This is a genomic window from Thermoactinomyces sp. CICC 10523, assembly GCF_016055105.1.
Classification (GTDB): Bacteria; Bacillota; Bacilli; order Thermoactinomycetales; family Thermoactinomycetaceae; genus Thermoactinomyces_A; species Thermoactinomyces_A daqus.
Window position 1 is genome coordinate 432,655 of record NZ_JAECVX010000001.1, and the last position, 15,058, is coordinate 447,712.

The 15,058-nt window shown below is 51.7% G+C and carries 10 protein-coding genes; 2 read left to right on the top strand and 8 right to left on the bottom strand.

All coding sequences use genetic code 11. The features are described 5' to 3' along the window. Positions 1–113 precede the first annotated feature (113 nt). Positions 114–1,940, top strand: coding sequence for a monovalent cation:proton antiporter family protein (locus I8U19_RS02215; protein WP_198055055.1), 1,827 nt, complete (start codon positions 114–116; stop codon positions 1,938–1,940). A gap of 145 nt (positions 1,941–2,085) precedes the next feature. Here I8U19_RS02215 and I8U19_RS02220 read toward each other — a convergent pair whose 3' ends face one another. From I8U19_RS02220 to I8U19_RS02240, 5 genes are all read right to left on the bottom strand, one after another. Continuing rightward, positions 2,086–3,120 (bottom strand): sporulation protein, encoded by a 1,035-nt coding sequence (locus tag I8U19_RS02220; protein WP_198055056.1) that lies wholly within the window; start codon positions 3,118–3,120, stop codon positions 2,086–2,088. Positions 3,121–3,281: 161 nt separating this feature from the next. Further along, a complete protein-coding gene (gene argH, locus I8U19_RS02225) occupies positions 3,282–4,799 on the bottom strand; it encodes an argininosuccinate lyase (RefSeq protein WP_033099267.1) in 1,518 nt (505 codons plus the stop codon). 57 nt (positions 4,800–4,856) lie between these two features. After that, positions 4,857–6,569 (bottom strand): ABC transporter permease, encoded by a 1,713-nt coding sequence (locus tag I8U19_RS02230; RefSeq protein WP_198055057.1) that lies wholly within the window; start codon positions 6,567–6,569, stop codon positions 4,857–4,859. Beyond that, positions 6,566–7,651, bottom strand: coding sequence for an ABC transporter ATP-binding protein (locus I8U19_RS02235; protein WP_198055058.1), 1,086 nt, complete (start codon positions 7,649–7,651; stop codon positions 6,566–6,568). The genes I8U19_RS02230 and I8U19_RS02235 overlap by 4 nt, the downstream gene beginning before the upstream one ends. Before the next feature lie 29 nt (positions 7,652–7,680). Then, complete coding sequence (locus tag I8U19_RS02240; protein ID WP_198055059.1) at positions 7,681–8,733, bottom strand: extracellular solute-binding protein; 1,053 nt, start codon at positions 8,731–8,733, stop codon at positions 7,681–7,683. Positions 8,734–9,054: 321 nt separating this feature from the next. Here I8U19_RS02240 and I8U19_RS02245 point away from each other — a divergent pair, with 321 nt between their 5' ends. After that, a complete protein-coding gene (locus I8U19_RS02245; protein WP_198055060.1) occupies positions 9,055–11,601 on the top strand; it encodes a PIG-L family deacetylase in 2,547 nt (848 codons plus the stop codon). Positions 11,602–11,676: 75 nt separating this feature from the next. Here the strand turns inward: I8U19_RS02245 and I8U19_RS02250 are convergent, their stop codons facing one another. The 3 genes from I8U19_RS02250 to proB all read right to left on the bottom strand — a co-directional run bounded on the left by I8U19_RS02250 (position 11,677) and on the right by proB (position 14,729). Then, entirely contained in the window at positions 11,677–12,111 is a 435-nt protein-coding gene (locus I8U19_RS02250) for a DUF6884 domain-containing protein (RefSeq protein WP_198055061.1), read from the bottom strand. Positions 12,112–12,342: 231 nt separating this feature from the next. After that, the gene (locus I8U19_RS02255) at positions 12,343–13,623 is read right to left on the bottom strand and encodes a glutamate-5-semialdehyde dehydrogenase (protein WP_198055062.1); all 1,281 of its coding nucleotides are present in this window, start codon (positions 13,621–13,623) and stop codon (positions 12,343–12,345) included. Then, positions 13,623–14,729, bottom strand: coding sequence for a glutamate 5-kinase (proB, locus tag I8U19_RS02260; protein ID WP_198055063.1), 1,107 nt, complete (start codon positions 14,727–14,729; stop codon positions 13,623–13,625). Before proB ends, I8U19_RS02255 begins: the two co-directional genes overlap by 1 nt. Positions 14,730–15,058 lie beyond the last annotated feature (329 nt).

Consider the following 15,058-nt stretch of genomic DNA (forward strand, 5'->3'; position numbering starts at 1 on the left):
TATTTATTTTATCATTGAGATCGGTTGTTTTGCGCTTATTTCCTTCAAATTTGTGGAATACTTTGTTCAAACCTTTCCTCGTGTCAGGATAAAAATTGGCTGTGGAGGCATTTATGGAAGGTCATCATTCACTTATTTCCCTCATGATTGTAGTCATCGCCGCCTTTATCGTCCCGATCGTGTTGCACCGCCTCAAATGGAATTTTATCCCTGTGGTTGTCGCGGAAATCGTGGTCGGTCTCGTTTTGGGCAAAAGCGGATTTTCCATAATCAATCAGGATAACTGGCTGGAATTATTATCAATGCTGGGGATTATTTATCTGATGTTTCTCAGCGGCCTGGAGATCGATTTCAATATGATCTTCCAGTCAAGAAAAAAGGAAAAAGGAGCACCCAATCCGCTGGCAATCGGATTCATCAGTTTTTTGAGCATCATGCTGCTGGCATTTGGGTTATCGATCAGTTTTTACGTGTTCGGGCTGGTCAAGGCACCCTTTTTTATGACTCTCATCATCTCCACCATTTCGCTCAGCGTAACCCTGCCGGTCATCAAAGATAAGGGAATTGCCCGCAACACCCTGGGGCAATCCATTCTGGTCACTGCCGTGATCGCTGATTTTTTAACGATGATCTTGCTGGCTGTTTATGTATCGCTTCGATCTCCGTCCGGATTTAAAAGCATCCTGTTGCTGATGTCGCTCTTCGTCATCTTTTTTGTGGTCTACCGTTTGATCCACACCTTGAAACCGGCCAACCTGACAGAAAAAATCTCAAAAGAAACGATTTCCATCGGAACGCGGGGCGTTTTTGCCCTCATTCTGTTTTTTGTCGCTCTTTCGGAAACCGTTGGAGCCGAAAACATTCTCGGCGCTTTTTTGGCCGGGATGATCGTCTCCCTGTTATCTCCCAAAAAATCTTTTGTCAACCAATTAACGGCCTTTGGATTTGGTTTTTTAATTCCCATCTTTTTTGTGATGGTAGGGGCCAAACTCGATTTAATCAGTCTGATTAAAGATCCGAAAGCCCTGATTACGTTTCCGCTTCTTCTGTTATCCTTTTACCTGTCCAAAGTGCTGGTCGTGTTTATCTTCCGCCGCTGGTTTGATTGGCACAGCTCCATCGGCTCCGGCTTTTTGCTGACATCCACCTTAAGCCTGGTTATCGCCGGAGCGGCAGTCGGGATGGACCTCCAGATCATCACCAATACCATGAATACGGCATTGGTTCTGGCCGCGGTCGTCACAGCGATTTTGTCCCCCATTCTCTTTCAGCGGATCATCCCGGATGCAGAAGAGAAACAGACAGCCTCGGTCGCATTGGTCGGCATTAATGCCGTCACCCTGAAACTGTCCCACGATCTTCATGAAGACGGTTATGATGTGACGCTGTACGGACCAGACAAATCCAATTTGGAACATATGAATGACCGGCCGTTTAAAATCTGCGAAATGCCGGTTGCCGATCCCGAGCATCTCGATGAGCAAAAAGTGTTTGATAAAGACATTGTGATCGCTTTTACTTCAGATGACCGGCGAAACGTCGATATTGCGATGGCAGCGGAGAAAAAGGGCGTCAAACAAGTGATCGCACGCGTGGAAGACCCGAAATTGCAACAGCCGGCGAAGGATTCGCGCATTCAGTTCACCTCCGCCTTCTTCTCCAACACAACCCTGGTCAAAGCGATGATCGAGTATCCGTCCCTGTTCCGCCTGGTAACGGATGATGCGGGATATTTGATGGAAATCCCCCTGGCCAACCAGCGATACCATCTGACGCGCGTCCGCGATCTGCCCTTTCTCGGAGACACCCTCATCATCCGCATCTTTCGCGGAAATGAGGCGATCATCCCTCACGGGGACACTTTGCTGCAGGTCGGGGACCGCTTGATCATCAGCGGAAGCCCGGAATATGTACACAAGCTAAACCACATGCTTCAGTAAAGATGCCTTTGGAAAAATTGCGAGGTTTGCAGGGGAACGGGGCCCTGAACAACCAAAAAGACCCTTCTCCCGGCTTGTGAAGCTGTTCAGGAAGGAAATGAAAAACCGCTTCTGAAAATGCGGATCCAGAAGCGGTTTTTCATTATTAGGTATTTTTTTCTGTCCCGTTTGGTTTCAACTGTTCAAAAGAGTCGATGATGAGTGCTTCAATTCGTTTTCCCCGATCGCGCAAATCCTCTTCATTTACCCGGAAGCGGATCTTGCGCTCATCCAGGTCGAGCATATCGTCGACCATACTTTTAAGTCCCTTCCTTTTCTGATCCAATTCAAGTTCAAAAAGGTTTTTATGCAAATATTCGAGCGAAAATTCGGTGCAATAAGGGCGGTAACGTTCCGGAATGCGCAAACGGTAAAAACGGGCCGGGTCGCGATCAATGCCCAGGCGTTCCAGAACCTCGTTCACCAATTTCCTCTCTGCCACCCCCAGTTCCTTCTCAAAAAGCGCTTTCATCCTTTCTCCGCCTTCCTCGTGATCACTCGCTGAGATGTTAAGCATCCGGCTGTTCCGGCCGAGGAAGCATTTGATTTCACCGTTCCCTTTCCACAGGAGTGACACCGTGGCCGAAACCAGCCCGCCTGATTCAAGCGAAATCGATTGGTAATATGGAAAAGCGGGCGCAGTCGAACCAAAGGGAACCATCGGCCCGCTCATTTTGACCACTTTCATGCCCAAGGATTCCAGAATATCGAGCAATAATTGCAAATCGCGATGGGGCAGAATCGTGACCTCGTCATTATCGTGCGGATTGATGGCAAAGGGAATGTCCAAATCGGTGATTAAATTGGTACAAAATCCTTCCCGGAGATAATCGTGAAAAGTACAAGGCATCGTCTCCGGCACTTCAAGCTGAAAGGGGATCACTTTTTCTTCCTGCGGCCGGATCGTTCCGATCGGTCCGATTTTCACCTGTTTCCATGTATGTTTAACCGATTTTTTATGGTCATAGCGATATTCGCACACCAGGGTTAATGTGGCATTATTGATTTTCTGCTCGCTTTTCCCGCCGACGAGACGGAGTTGTCCGCCTACCTTTTCCCCCTGGCGCAATTCTTTTTTCTCCAATATGGTGTCGACAATGGTTCCGCCGATGTTCAAACTGGCTAATATCTTCCCAAACATCTTTTTCGTCTCCTTCTGTCATATTGCCCTGTTTTCTTTTCGCTTGTTCTTTCACATTTCCTTCATTTGAAACCGAAAAATACAGAAAACCCCGGACCAGGCTCCCGAGGTTTCCCTCACCTTCCCGCTTCCGGGGGCAACCGAAATGACAAGAGTTTTTTCTACGATTCCCCCTGACAGCACTCCTTCACCTTGGCGTCGAGATCCGCTTCGGCTTTCGCCAGCCTCTGCCGCTCCTGCATCAATTTCGCTTTCTCCGACTCCCAAATCCGCTCGCGCTTCCTGATCATTTCCGTCACCACTTGGGGTGCAGGCCCGCCAGTGCGATCTCTCCTATTGACAAAATACTCAGGATCGGCGATTTTGCCCCACATTTTCTCATCCAAATGCAGTGCTTTCCCCGTCACCTTAAGCGCTGCATCGTTCACCCACCCCACCGGAACCTGAGCGAGCCCGAGTTGGGACGAAGATGCCTTGGCAGCGACAAACGCGGCAATCGAATGGGCTTTGCGAAACGGGATTCCCTCCGTCCGGAACAGATGATCGGCCAGTTCTGTGATGGTACAGCAATATTTTCCGGCCTCGGCGCGGAGTTTGCCCCGGTCGACTTGCATGGTGGCGAGAACAGCCGTTAGCAGGCGGACAACGCGCTCGCTCTTTTCCAGAGCCTGATACAGGTGGGGCTGCAGATTCTCCTCGGTATCCACAATATCGCCAAACGGAGTATTATGCACCATCATCACGACCGCTTGCGCCTCACCGATCGCGCTGCTCGACAAAGCGCGGGCATGCTCCAGGCTGACAGGATTCCGTTTCTGTGGCATGATGCTGCTCACCTGCACATACGGGTCGGCAACGCGGATCACCCCGGCTTCTTTCGTGCACCAAAACAACAAATTGTGCAAAAAGCGCCCCAAAAACGTCATCAACGATAAAGCTGAAGTGGCCGTTTCCACCAAATAGTCGGCTCCGCCAATCGCATCATAGGTATTTTCAATCACTTCGGAAAAACCGAGCCAATCACATACCGTCTGCCGGATAATCGGAAAGCCCGTTGCAGAGAGAGCAGCCGCTCCCATCGGGCTCCGGTTTACCGTTTTGTACGCACTCCAGCATCGTTCCGTTTCGCGGCGCAGTCCGTCAAACACCGCCAGCAGATAATGCGCGAGCGTAATCGGTTGTGCCGGCTGGGTATGGGTATGAGCCGGCATTAACGTGGAAACGTGCTCCCCGCTCAATTCCAGCAACGTTTTTTTCAACCGCAACAGCTGCCGGATCAGCGCCAGCAACCTGTCTCTCAACACCATCCGGAAAACGGTGACGCCCAAATCGTTCCGGCTTCGTCCTATGTGCATATTGCCGGCCAGGTCATCCCCGATCTCCCCGGCGATTTTCGCTTCCAGCAGGAAAAAGAGATCTTCATGGCGTGGATCATAAGCCAATGCCTGACTGCCTTTCTCCCGGATTTTCCCGATCGCCCGAAGCATTTGCGCCGCTTCCTGCCTGGAAAGAATCTCCGCATCAAACAGCATCCGGACATGGGCGCGCTGAACTTCCATCATAGCATGATACAAATGATCGCGCTGCAGTTCGAAAACCGGGCGCAGAATGGATTCTGCATAGGTTTTGCCGGGGAAAACGCTTCCGTCTTCCCGGGCAATCCGGTCACAGAGGCGCATGTGCCGTCTCCCCTTTTTATTGTGAAGATGTCGATGTGTCGAAAAGAGCATGTCTGTTTAAAGGGTATTTTGCATCTTGACGCCTAAGAACCGATTGGAGACAAACATGACCAGCGCGATCAACAAAATCTGATATACCGCATAAGCGGAAGCCTGACCCAGGTTAAACATGCGCAACTGATTCATGATCTCGATCGAGATCGGCCGATTATCGATGGTATAGAGAAGAACGGAAGAAACAAATTCACCGACAGCCGTCACAAAAGCCAGCAATGCACCGGCCATCATCCCGGGAAGCACCAGCGGCAAGATCACGCGGCGAAAAGCGGTAAACCATCCAGCCCCGAGATTTCGGGCCGCCTCCTCCAGCGAGTCGTCCAGTTGGGCAAACGCCGCACTGGTCGGCCGCACGACCAAGGGAATATGACGGATAAAATAAGCGAGCGGCAAAATCCAAAAAGTCCCGACCAAAACATGGCCAAATCCGAAAAAAGCAGGGACATTAAAGGCAAAAATCAGGTTCATCGCCACGACCGTCGCCGGCAATGCCCAAGGCAGCATCACGAGAATATCCAGCAGGTTTTTGCCGCGAAATTTCCGTTTCACCAACAGGTACGCCGTCAAAACGCCGAACAGGAGATTGCCGGCCGTGGCCAGAGCGGCCATCCACAAACTGTTGCGGATCGGTTCCCAAATCGAGGGATCTTTCATGAGCAGAATGTAATTTTCCAAGCTGAATTCCGTCGGATATGTCTGATATGTCCACGTCCCTTCCGGCACAAATGACAGCAGGATCAGGGTGAAATGCGGCAGCAACAGCACCGCCACCATGAGGATGCCCAAAAAGACCAGCATCCATTTGACATAAGGATTGCGCACTTCCCTCCGCCACCCGCTCACCCCTTTTTCCGATATATGATAATCCCGCCGTCCCTGATGCCACCGCATAAACAGCAAAAAGGAAATCGAGACGACGGACAAGATCACCGACTGGACAGCCGCCATCTGCATATCCCCGTTCAACTTGGAAAAATAGATTTGCAGGCTGAGCACGCGGTATCCGCCAGCCAGTAGAAAAGGGGCGGAAAAGGAAGCCATCGAGGTCATAAACACGAGCAGGGACGCGGCAATCAGCGACGGGGTGAGCAGCGGCAGGGTGATCTTGCGAAACATGGTCCACGGCCCGGCCCCCAGATTGACGGCAGCCTCTTCAACAGACGGATTCAACCCCTGAAGCGCCGATGAAACCGTCAGATAAAAATAAACATACATGGTGTAAGTGTGAACAAGCAAGATTCCTGGCACACCCGACAGCGTAAACGGCGGTGTGCTGAGCCCGAGCAAATGCTGCACGGTCCGTGTCACCAGACCTGATTCCCCATACAGAAAAAGAAAAGACATTACCCCCACCAAAGACGGCAAAACCATGGGCATCACGGCCGCCATCTGAAACAGGCGCCTCCCGGGAAAATCGTACCGGTGGAAGATCAGCGCCAGAGGAACCCCGATCAATGCGCTGAAAATCACGCTTAGCAGAGACAGATAGACGCTGTTCCACAACGCTTCCAAATTGGACAGGCTGTCGCCGGTGAAAAAACGGCGGTATAACTCAAATCCCCAGTGACCGTTAAACCGGATGCTGTTCACAAAAGTTTGCCATGTCGGATAGAGTACATAACCGATCAGCACAAACAGAACCGGCAGCAATAAAATCCAGGTGGTTCGATTCCGCCAAACATGCCGCAGCACAATCTCCGCTTTTCTCCTCATTCCTCCTCTCCCCTTTGGGCAAACAGTCGCAATCGTTCTGCGGGAAAGTGAAAGAACAGCGCCTCCCCTTCTTTCATTCCCTGAAAGCGGTGATTGAGGATCAACGAACGCAAGCGGGTTCCATCCTCCGCTTTCGCCGTGCAGTGAATGGAAAAACCCATAAACTGAATCAGCTCCGTCGTTACGGAAATCGTATTGCTCCCGGGCCCGGTTACGATTTCCACCGCTTCCGGGCGAATCGACAGCCACATGGTTTCCCCGGCCGCCGCCTCCCCTTCCACCGCCGTTACGGGCACTTCAAACAGGGCGGAGGCAGCGCAAACCAAAACCGAATCACCTTCCCGTTTGAGCACAGTCGCAGGCAAGAGATTGGTCTCACCGACGAAAGAAGCGACAAACGCATTCTTCGGGGATTGGTAAATTTCCTCCGGGGTTCCTACCTGTTGACATGTTCCTCTCTGAAAAACGGCAATGCGGTCGCTCATCGTGAGCGCTTCTGTCTGATCATGAGTCACATAGACGGTCGTGATGCCGAACGAGCGGTGCAGCGCCAAAATCTCCGACCGCATCTCCTCCCGCAAACGTGCATCCAAATTGCTCAAGGGTTCATCCAGCAGCAGGATGCTCGGCCGAATCACCAGGGCACGGGCCAGCGCCACCCGTTGCTGCTGCCCGCCGCTGAGTTCGGATATTTTGCGATCTTCAAAACCCTCCAAGCGTACGCGCTGCAAAATGTCTTTCACCCGTTTTGTTCGTTCCGGTTTGGAAAGTTTGCGGACAGTAAGCCCAAAGGCCACATTTTCCATCACCGTCATATGTGGAAACAAAGCGTAATTTTGAAAAACCATTCCCGTATTGCGCTTATGCGGCGGGACGGAAGTGATCTCCCGTTCTCCCAGAAAAATCCTCCCTTCACTCGGGAAGGTAAAACCGGCAATCATGCGCAGGGTCGTTGTTTTCCCGCAGCCACTGGGACCGAGCAAAGTAAAAAATTCTCCGTTCCTGATCTCCAGATTCAAGTTTGCCACTCCGATGACATCCTGAAAGCGCTTGGTAACCGCTTCAAAGCGAACACTGCTCATGGCTGCCTCCCATCCGGATTTCGGCACTGTTATTTTGATTTGTTTTTGATATTCTGTTCCCAGTAATTCATCCACTCTTGTTCTTTTGCCTGCACAAGTTTGAAATCAAGATCCATCGGCGTAATCTTGCTGTCCTTGATCCACTCCGGCAATCCGGTCACGTCCGTGCGTGTCGGAATGCGATAATATTGTTCCGCCAAGTATCTCATCGACTCCTGCGTATTGACAAATTCATAAAAAGCCTCAGCGGCCTTTGGATGTTTTGCTCCCTTTATAATGGCGATTCCTTCAGTCAGAACAGGGGTTCCGCTTTTGGGAATCACGTAATCAAACGGGTAATGTTTCTTTTCCTTCAGCATCACGGTATCCGGCATATCCCACACCGTAATGACTCCCTCACCGCGTGCGATCTGGTTGTACATAATTTCCGGATTGGCCGCATAGGAATGGGTATTGGCATCGAGTTTTCTCAGCCATTCATAGCCCTTTTGCGGGCTGTGATCCTGTTGCTCGAAACGATAAATCATCGCACTGAAAATGGTGCGCATCGTCCCTGAGGCAAGCGGATAGCGGATAATGATTTTCCCTTTCCACTTGGGGTCGAGCAGGTCATCCCAGTCCTTCGGAGCTTCGGAAGGAGAGACCTTCTGTGAATTGTACATGATCACTTCCGGGGTTTGACTGGTTCCTGTCCAACTGTCATCCACAGCACGGAATTGCCTGGGCAACGCCTTGCTGTAAGAGGGATGATAGGGTTGAAGCAATCCTTCCTCCCTTGCCTTTTCAAACATGACCGACGGCGCTCCCCACCACACGTCCGCTTGTGGATTTTCCCTTTCCGACCGAACGCGGTCCAAAATCTCCTGCGAACCGATATCCAGCCACTCTACATCGACATGGGGATGCGCTTGTTCAAACCGTTTTTCAAACTCCTGCAAGATCTCTTTGCCGTGGGGAGAGTAGACGACAACCTTTTCTTCCAAACCGCCTTTGTCGGCGGACGGAGGCGTGGTGGCCAAACAACCGGTCACAAACAGAAAAACGAGGGCACCGCTCAGCCAACAGCGCCATCTTTTCTTCATCAAACCCCTCCTTTTTCCTCCTTCATCATCCGCCAAAAACTTCCTCTCTACTTATATTACACAAAAATACGATAATTATGAAATAAAATACTAGTCAATCAATTGTCGTGTTGGCTCAATCGCCTTTATGATCGAATTCCATTCTCTTTCTTTCTCTTCATTTCTTCGATTCCCGAATTTGAAAACGAAAACCGGCTTCTGGTTAAATAAATATACAGATAAAAATAAACTTTCATTCCATTTCACAAAATAAAGATCAAGAAAACTGCTTTCACAACATCCCGGGTCAGGCAACCAATTTTAATCCGAGGAGGAAAAAGCATGAAAATGTCACGCAAGCGGGTTTTGATCGCTCTGCTGCTCGTTTTCGTTCTGTTATTCCCCTTGGCCTCCCCCTCACGCTCCGTCGCGTTTTCCACTGCATCCGAACCGGATCAGGAACTGTGGAAAGCACTGCGTCCGCTCGACACCATCGTCAACTTTATGAACACCGGCGCTCACCCCGATGATGAGAACAGCGCTCTGCTCGCTTATCTGTCATTGGGTAAAGGGGTACGGACGATCAGTGTCCTGGCCAACCGCGGCGAAGGCGGTCAAAACGAGATCGGACCCGAACTCGGAAATGCACTGGGAATTATTCGCAGCCGCGAATTGCAGGAAGCCGCCAAAGTGCTGGATGTTCATCTGTTCATGCTGAGTGAAGACTTAAATGACCCGATCTATGACTTCGGTTTTTCCAAATCACCCGAAGAAACCTTGAAAAAATGGGGTGAAACCCTGACGTACGAACGGTTGATCCGCCGGATCCGCCAAGAGCGCCCGGATATTATCATGCCCTCTTTCCGCGATGTCCCGACCGAACACGGCCATCATCGGGCGATCAGCGAACTGACGGTGCGCGCCTTTAAAGATGCCGCCGATCCCAGTGTTTTTCCCGAACAGATCAAAGCCGGGCTGAAACCCTGGCAAGTGAAAAAACTTTATCTGCCGGGAACAGACGGGCACGAAACGCTGCGCTTTAATGTCGGCGGAAAAGTCGATCCGGTATACGGACTCACCTATCCCCAATTGGGAGAGGAATCACGCAAAAAACACAAAAGCCAGGGGATGGGGCGCGACCTGCCCGTGGCTGACCAGTATATCTCTCTGGAATTGATCCGTTCTTCCGTCAGCGCAACCGGACCGGAGACGTCCCTGTTCGATTCACTGCCCTATGATTTTAAAAGTTACGCCAGCCAGGTAAAAGACCCGGCCCTGAAAACGACGTTAACTCATCTGCAAACCCAGTACGAACGAACCCAGAACGCCTATCCGAACAGGCCTGAGGTGACTGCCGCCGCTGTCAAGGCATTAAGCATGACGCGAATGGCCAAGGAATTGGCTGCCCACGCCCCGTTAAATCACGAACAAAAAGATGACCTCTTGTACCGCCTGAACATCAAAGAACAGCAACTGCAACATGTGATCACCATCGCCGCAGGCATCCAAACCCGTGTGACCCTCGACCGCGACGTCTGGACCCCAGGCTCCACCTCCACTGTCAAACTACAGCTGAACAATACCGGAAACAACGCCATTCATCAGGTCCGGATCCACCCCCTGCAACCCGCAGGCGGATGGAAATTCGCAATGAAGCCTTATCGAACCTTTCTCCCTTCCAAAGGAGAAATGACTGTTTCCTTTGCGATGACCGCTCCCGCCAATCCCGAATCGTATTTCCATCCCTATCATCCTCCGGTTCTGCAAGTGGATCTGTCTTACCTGATCGGAGGACAAAAAGTGACCGAGCAAATTACCGCCGATCCGCTGACCTTTACACCCGCCCTGCTGCCGGATTGGGGGATCACACTCACCCCCGAAGCGAGCATTCTGAATACGGAAGCGACACAACCTGAGCAAACGATTGCGATTAAAGTGACCAATTATAAAAACGGCCCCAGCCAGGGAACGATCTCTCTGGACTTGCCAAAAGGCTTCAAGGCAACTCCGGCAAAATGGAACGTGCAATTTGCCAAAGCGGATGAAACCAAAAACTTTACCGTCCGCATTCAGGCCACCGGGCCGTTAAAAGCTCAGCAATACCAGATTCCGGTCACCGCCGCCGTCGGCAACCACAAGTTCCATGCCCAGGTGGAACGCATCTCCTACCCTCACATCGGCACCAGCTACTACATCACCGATGCAGCCATCAAGTTGAATGCCTTTCCTCTCAAACTTGACCCGTCCTTAAACATCGGCTATGTGGACAGCGGCTTTGACGATGTTGCCGAACATTTGCGGCAAGCCGGGTTGCACGTGACAATGCTGACTGAGGATGACCTGAAAAACGGGGATTTAAGCGTATATGATACGATCGTCGTCGGGATTCGCGCTTATCTGTCGCGGGATGACCTGCTGGCCAACAATCAGCGTCTTCTCGATTACGTAAAAAACGGCGGCCATGTGGTCATGCAATACCATAAGCCGACCGACCGCTGGAAACCGGAGCTCGCTCCCTATCCGCTCACACCCGGCGATCCGCCAATCAACTGGCGGGTCACCGATGAAACGGCACCGGTCACCTTTTTAAAACCGGATCATCCCTTGTTGCAATGGCCCAATCCCATCACTTCCGCCGATTTTGACGGCTGGGTGCAAGAGAGGGCAGTCTATTTTCCCTCTGACTGGGACCGGCAGCACTATGTTCCCCTCTTCTCGATGGCTGATCCCGGGGAAAAACCGTTCGACAGCGGGCTGTTAGTGGCCGATTACGGGAAAGGCACCTATCTGTACACCTCCATGGTCTGGTATCGGGAAATCCAGAATCAGGTACCCGGTGCTTACCGGATGTTTGTCAACATGGTCAGTTATCCAAAAGGAAAACACTGACACAGAAAAAAGGGGGTCTCCCGCGCTTCGGGAGACTCCCTTTGTCATGTTTACAACACGGCGGAAAAACACTGCTCAATAACCCTGCTCCTTAAAAAACCGCAGCTGCTTTCCGATGGGCAATCCTGCGAGCGGAACCGCCACAGGAATCGTTTCAGGAAACAACTCAATTAAAAAAGTGCGATAATCCTCCCCGGCATAAAAAGCAACCAACTCGATCTCTTCCCAGGCGATCGACTGTTTGCGCAGTTGATCGAGCAGTTGAATATGAACGCGCACTGCCCAATCCCGGCGCTGTGACGCACTTAACTGGCGCATCGCCCGGTCAAAAGGGGCAATCATCTGCTTTTCATGCAACAACCCGTAGTGGGCGGAAAGAATATAGACTTGGTCATAATGATCTTTGCAATAGGAAAAAGCTTTGCGAAACAGCGCGGAAGTAAACATTTCGCAGGCGGGGCAGCGAATCTCCCTTTTCATTTTCGAGCAGCTGACAAAAGCGATTTTCATAGAAGAGGATTCCCCTCATCTTTGGTTTTAACGGAGAAAGTACAAGCGCGTCATCGGAGATCAGCCCGGTATTTGTCTCATCAACATTCCCGGAAAAATCGACAGACTAATCCTATTATATATTTATTTTAAAAACAATCACACTTGATGTTCACAATCCGGTCTCAGTCCGGCCGTATGTGTCACAGAAAAAATTCCGCCGCTTCTTTGCGACGGAATTCCGCTGCTCAGCTACTCTCTCACTTGCCCGGTTCCGCGGATCCGGTATTTATAACTGGTTAATTCCTTCAGTCCCATCGGTCCCCGCGCATGCAACTTTTGCGTGGAAATGCCGATTTCCGCTCCATAGCCAAACTCAAAGCCGTCGGTAAAGCGGGTGGATGCATTATGGTACACCGCAGCAGCATCCACCTGTGCCAGAAACGCTTTCGCCGCTTCGTTGTCTTCGGTCACAATCGCTTCCGAATGGCGGGTGCCAAACTTTTCTATGTGCGCAACTGCTTCTTCCAGTCCGGATACCACTTTCACCGCCAGCGTCAGATCGAGAAATTCGGTCGCATAATCCGCCTCCGAAGCGGGCACCAGTTTTAATCCCGGAGTGTGGCGCAGAATTTCGCATGTCTTTTCGCATCCACGCAGTTCAACGCCTTTTTCAGCCAGATCCCTGCTTGCTTGCGGGAGCCAGACAGGAGCGATCGCTTCGTCGACCAATACGGTCTCGATGCTGTTGCACACCGATGGCCTTCCGGTTTTGGCATTGACAACAATTCGGGTGGCCCGCTCCGGATCAGCCGCCTGATGGACATAGACGTGGCAGTTGCCCACTCCCGTCTCAATCACGGGAACCAGCGCATTTTGGATGACGCGCTGAATCAATCCGGCTCCCCCGCGCGGAATGGCCAAGTCGACCGTATTTTTGGCGCGAATGAGAAAATCGACCGTCTCCCGTTCCGGGCGGTCAATAAACTGAATCGCCTCCGGGGGCACGTTCGACTGGCGCAACCCTTTTGTCAATGCTTCGATCAGGGCATGATTGGAGCGAAGCGCTTCTTTTCCCCCGCGCAAAACCACGGCATTTCCCGTTTTCAGGGCCAGCCCGGCCGCATCGACGGTAACGTTGGGCCTCGATTCATACACCATGGCAATGACCCCGAAAGGAACGCGCACCTTCTCCACTTTCAGCCCGTTTGGCCGCTGGAAGGTTTCCAGCACCTCTCCCACCGGATCATCCAGTTCGACAATCTGCCTGAGACCTTCGATCATCTCCAGCAAACGGGATTCGTTCAAGCGTAACCGATCCAGCTTACCCTCCGGCGTTCCTGCTGCTCTGGCCACCTGGATATCTTTTTGGTTTGCCATAAGGATTCTCTCCCGTTCCCGCCACAGTGTATCTGCCATCTCAAGGAGTGCCTCATTTTTCTCCTCGGTGGTGCAAAGAACCAGCTTTCGGGAGGCCTGTTTAGCTCTCTCCGTCTTTTCAATCACATAACGCTGCAATTCATTTTGTGTCATCACTGATTCCCCTCTTTCACAAGAATCACCAGTGCATCCCGATGGATGACGACCGGATAGTGGCTTTGCTTTTTCTCCACTTTTTTTCTCTCCAGAAGCAACCGCAAATCAAAGCTGGAGAAATGGACGATTCCCTTGCCGATCTCCTCTCCGTCTGCTTTCCTGATCGCAACAGCCGCACCTTCCAAAAACTCCCCACTCACCTTTTCCACCCCCGCGAGGAGGAGGCTGCCATAACCATCGATCAAAGCCTCAGCAGCACCTGCATCGACGGTGACACTTCCTTCCACTCTCGTGCCGTAGGCGAGCCAGGACTTTTTTCCCGAGAGACGGTGGTGGGGAAAAAACCGCGTCCCCACCTGTTGCCGGGAAACGATTTTCGTTAATACGTCCGGCTCCTGACTTGATGCGATAAAGGTCTCAATCCCCGACTGCGTGGCAATTTCGGCTGCTGCCAGCTTGGTCTGCATGCCGCCGGTTCCAACCCGGCTGATGCTTTGACCCGCCATCGCTTTTAAACCGGGCGTAATCTCCGTCACTTCAGAAATCCGCCGCGCATTCGGGTCCCGGGCCGGATTGGATGTATACAATCCGTCGATGTCTGTCAGCATCACAAGCGCATCCGCCCCCGCCACCAACGCAACAAGGCTGCCCAGCGTATCGTTATCGCCAAAGTGGATTTCATCCACTGCCACGGTGTCATTCTCATTGACAATGGGCAAAATGCCCCGGCGCAGCAAGGTTTCAACCGTATTCCGAATATGGATGTACCGCTTGCGATCCTCCACATCCGCACGTGTCAGCAAAAGCTGGGCGATCTGAATCTGTTCAGCCGCGAAGAGCTGCTGGTACATCCCGATTAAAATGCCTTGTCCCACTGCAGCAGCGGCTTGTTTTTCGGGAATGGTAATCTGTGCACGCGACCAGCCCAGTCTTTCCAATCCGGCAGCGACGGCTCCGGATGAAACCAGGATCAATTCCATCCCCTGCCGGATCAGACTTGCCATTTGCGCTGTCAAGCTTTTCATTTTCTCTTGTGATATTTTTCCGCCGGCTTCCGTTATGCTGCTCGATCCCACCTTTATGACCATGCGTTTTCCCTGCAAGGATACCACCACCTTCAACCATTTTTATCGAAAATATTCCTCTCTTTTGCGGCAAGCCCCGGATGAAACTCAGTCAAATCGGAAACTTTCACAGTAAAAAAGAAAAGAACCCCTCATCCCCAGAAGGACGAAAGGTTCTTTCGCGGTACCACCTTCATTGGCAAATCCGCCCAGCAGCAGCGGATCGCCCACTCGAACCGATAACGGCGGTAACCGTCCCGCTTTTCACAGGAAGCTCAGGAGGCGGGGTTCAGCCCGGGCGGCGGCAGATTCTTCCAGCCTCTGAAATCTGCTCTCTGGGCGCCGGAACCAAGCTTACTCACTCCATC

Excerpts from the sequence above, each read along its gene's own strand:
- I8U19_RS02215 (WP_198055055.1), top strand. The coding sequence starts at position 114 with ATGGAAGGTCATCATTCACTTATTTCCCTCATGATTGTAGTCATCGCC.
- I8U19_RS02220 (WP_198055056.1), bottom strand. The coding sequence starts at position 3,120 with ATGTTTGGGAAGATATTAGCCAGTTTGAACATCGGCGGAACCATTGTC.
- argH (WP_033099267.1), bottom strand. The coding sequence starts at position 4,799 with ATGCGCCTCTGTGACCGGATTGCCCGGGAAGACGGAAGCGTTTTCCCC.
- I8U19_RS02230 (WP_198055057.1), bottom strand. The coding sequence starts at position 6,569 with ATGAGGAGAAAAGCGGAGATTGTGCTGCGGCATGTTTGGCGGAATCGA.
- I8U19_RS02235 (WP_198055058.1), bottom strand. The coding sequence starts at position 7,651 with ATGAGCAGTGTTCGCTTTGAAGCGGTTACCAAGCGCTTTCAGGATGTC.
- I8U19_RS02240 (WP_198055059.1), bottom strand. The coding sequence starts at position 8,733 with ATGAAGAAAAGATGGCGCTGTTGGCTGAGCGGTGCCCTCGTTTTTCTG.
- I8U19_RS02245 (WP_198055060.1), top strand. The coding sequence starts at position 9,055 with ATGAAAATGTCACGCAAGCGGGTTTTGATCGCTCTGCTGCTCGTTTTC.
- I8U19_RS02250 (WP_198055061.1), bottom strand. The coding sequence starts at position 12,111 with ATGAAAATCGCTTTTGTCAGCTGCTCGAAAATGAAAAGGGAGATTCGC.
- I8U19_RS02255 (WP_198055062.1), bottom strand. The coding sequence starts at position 13,623 with ATGACACAAAATGAATTGCAGCGTTATGTGATTGAAAAGACGGAGAGA.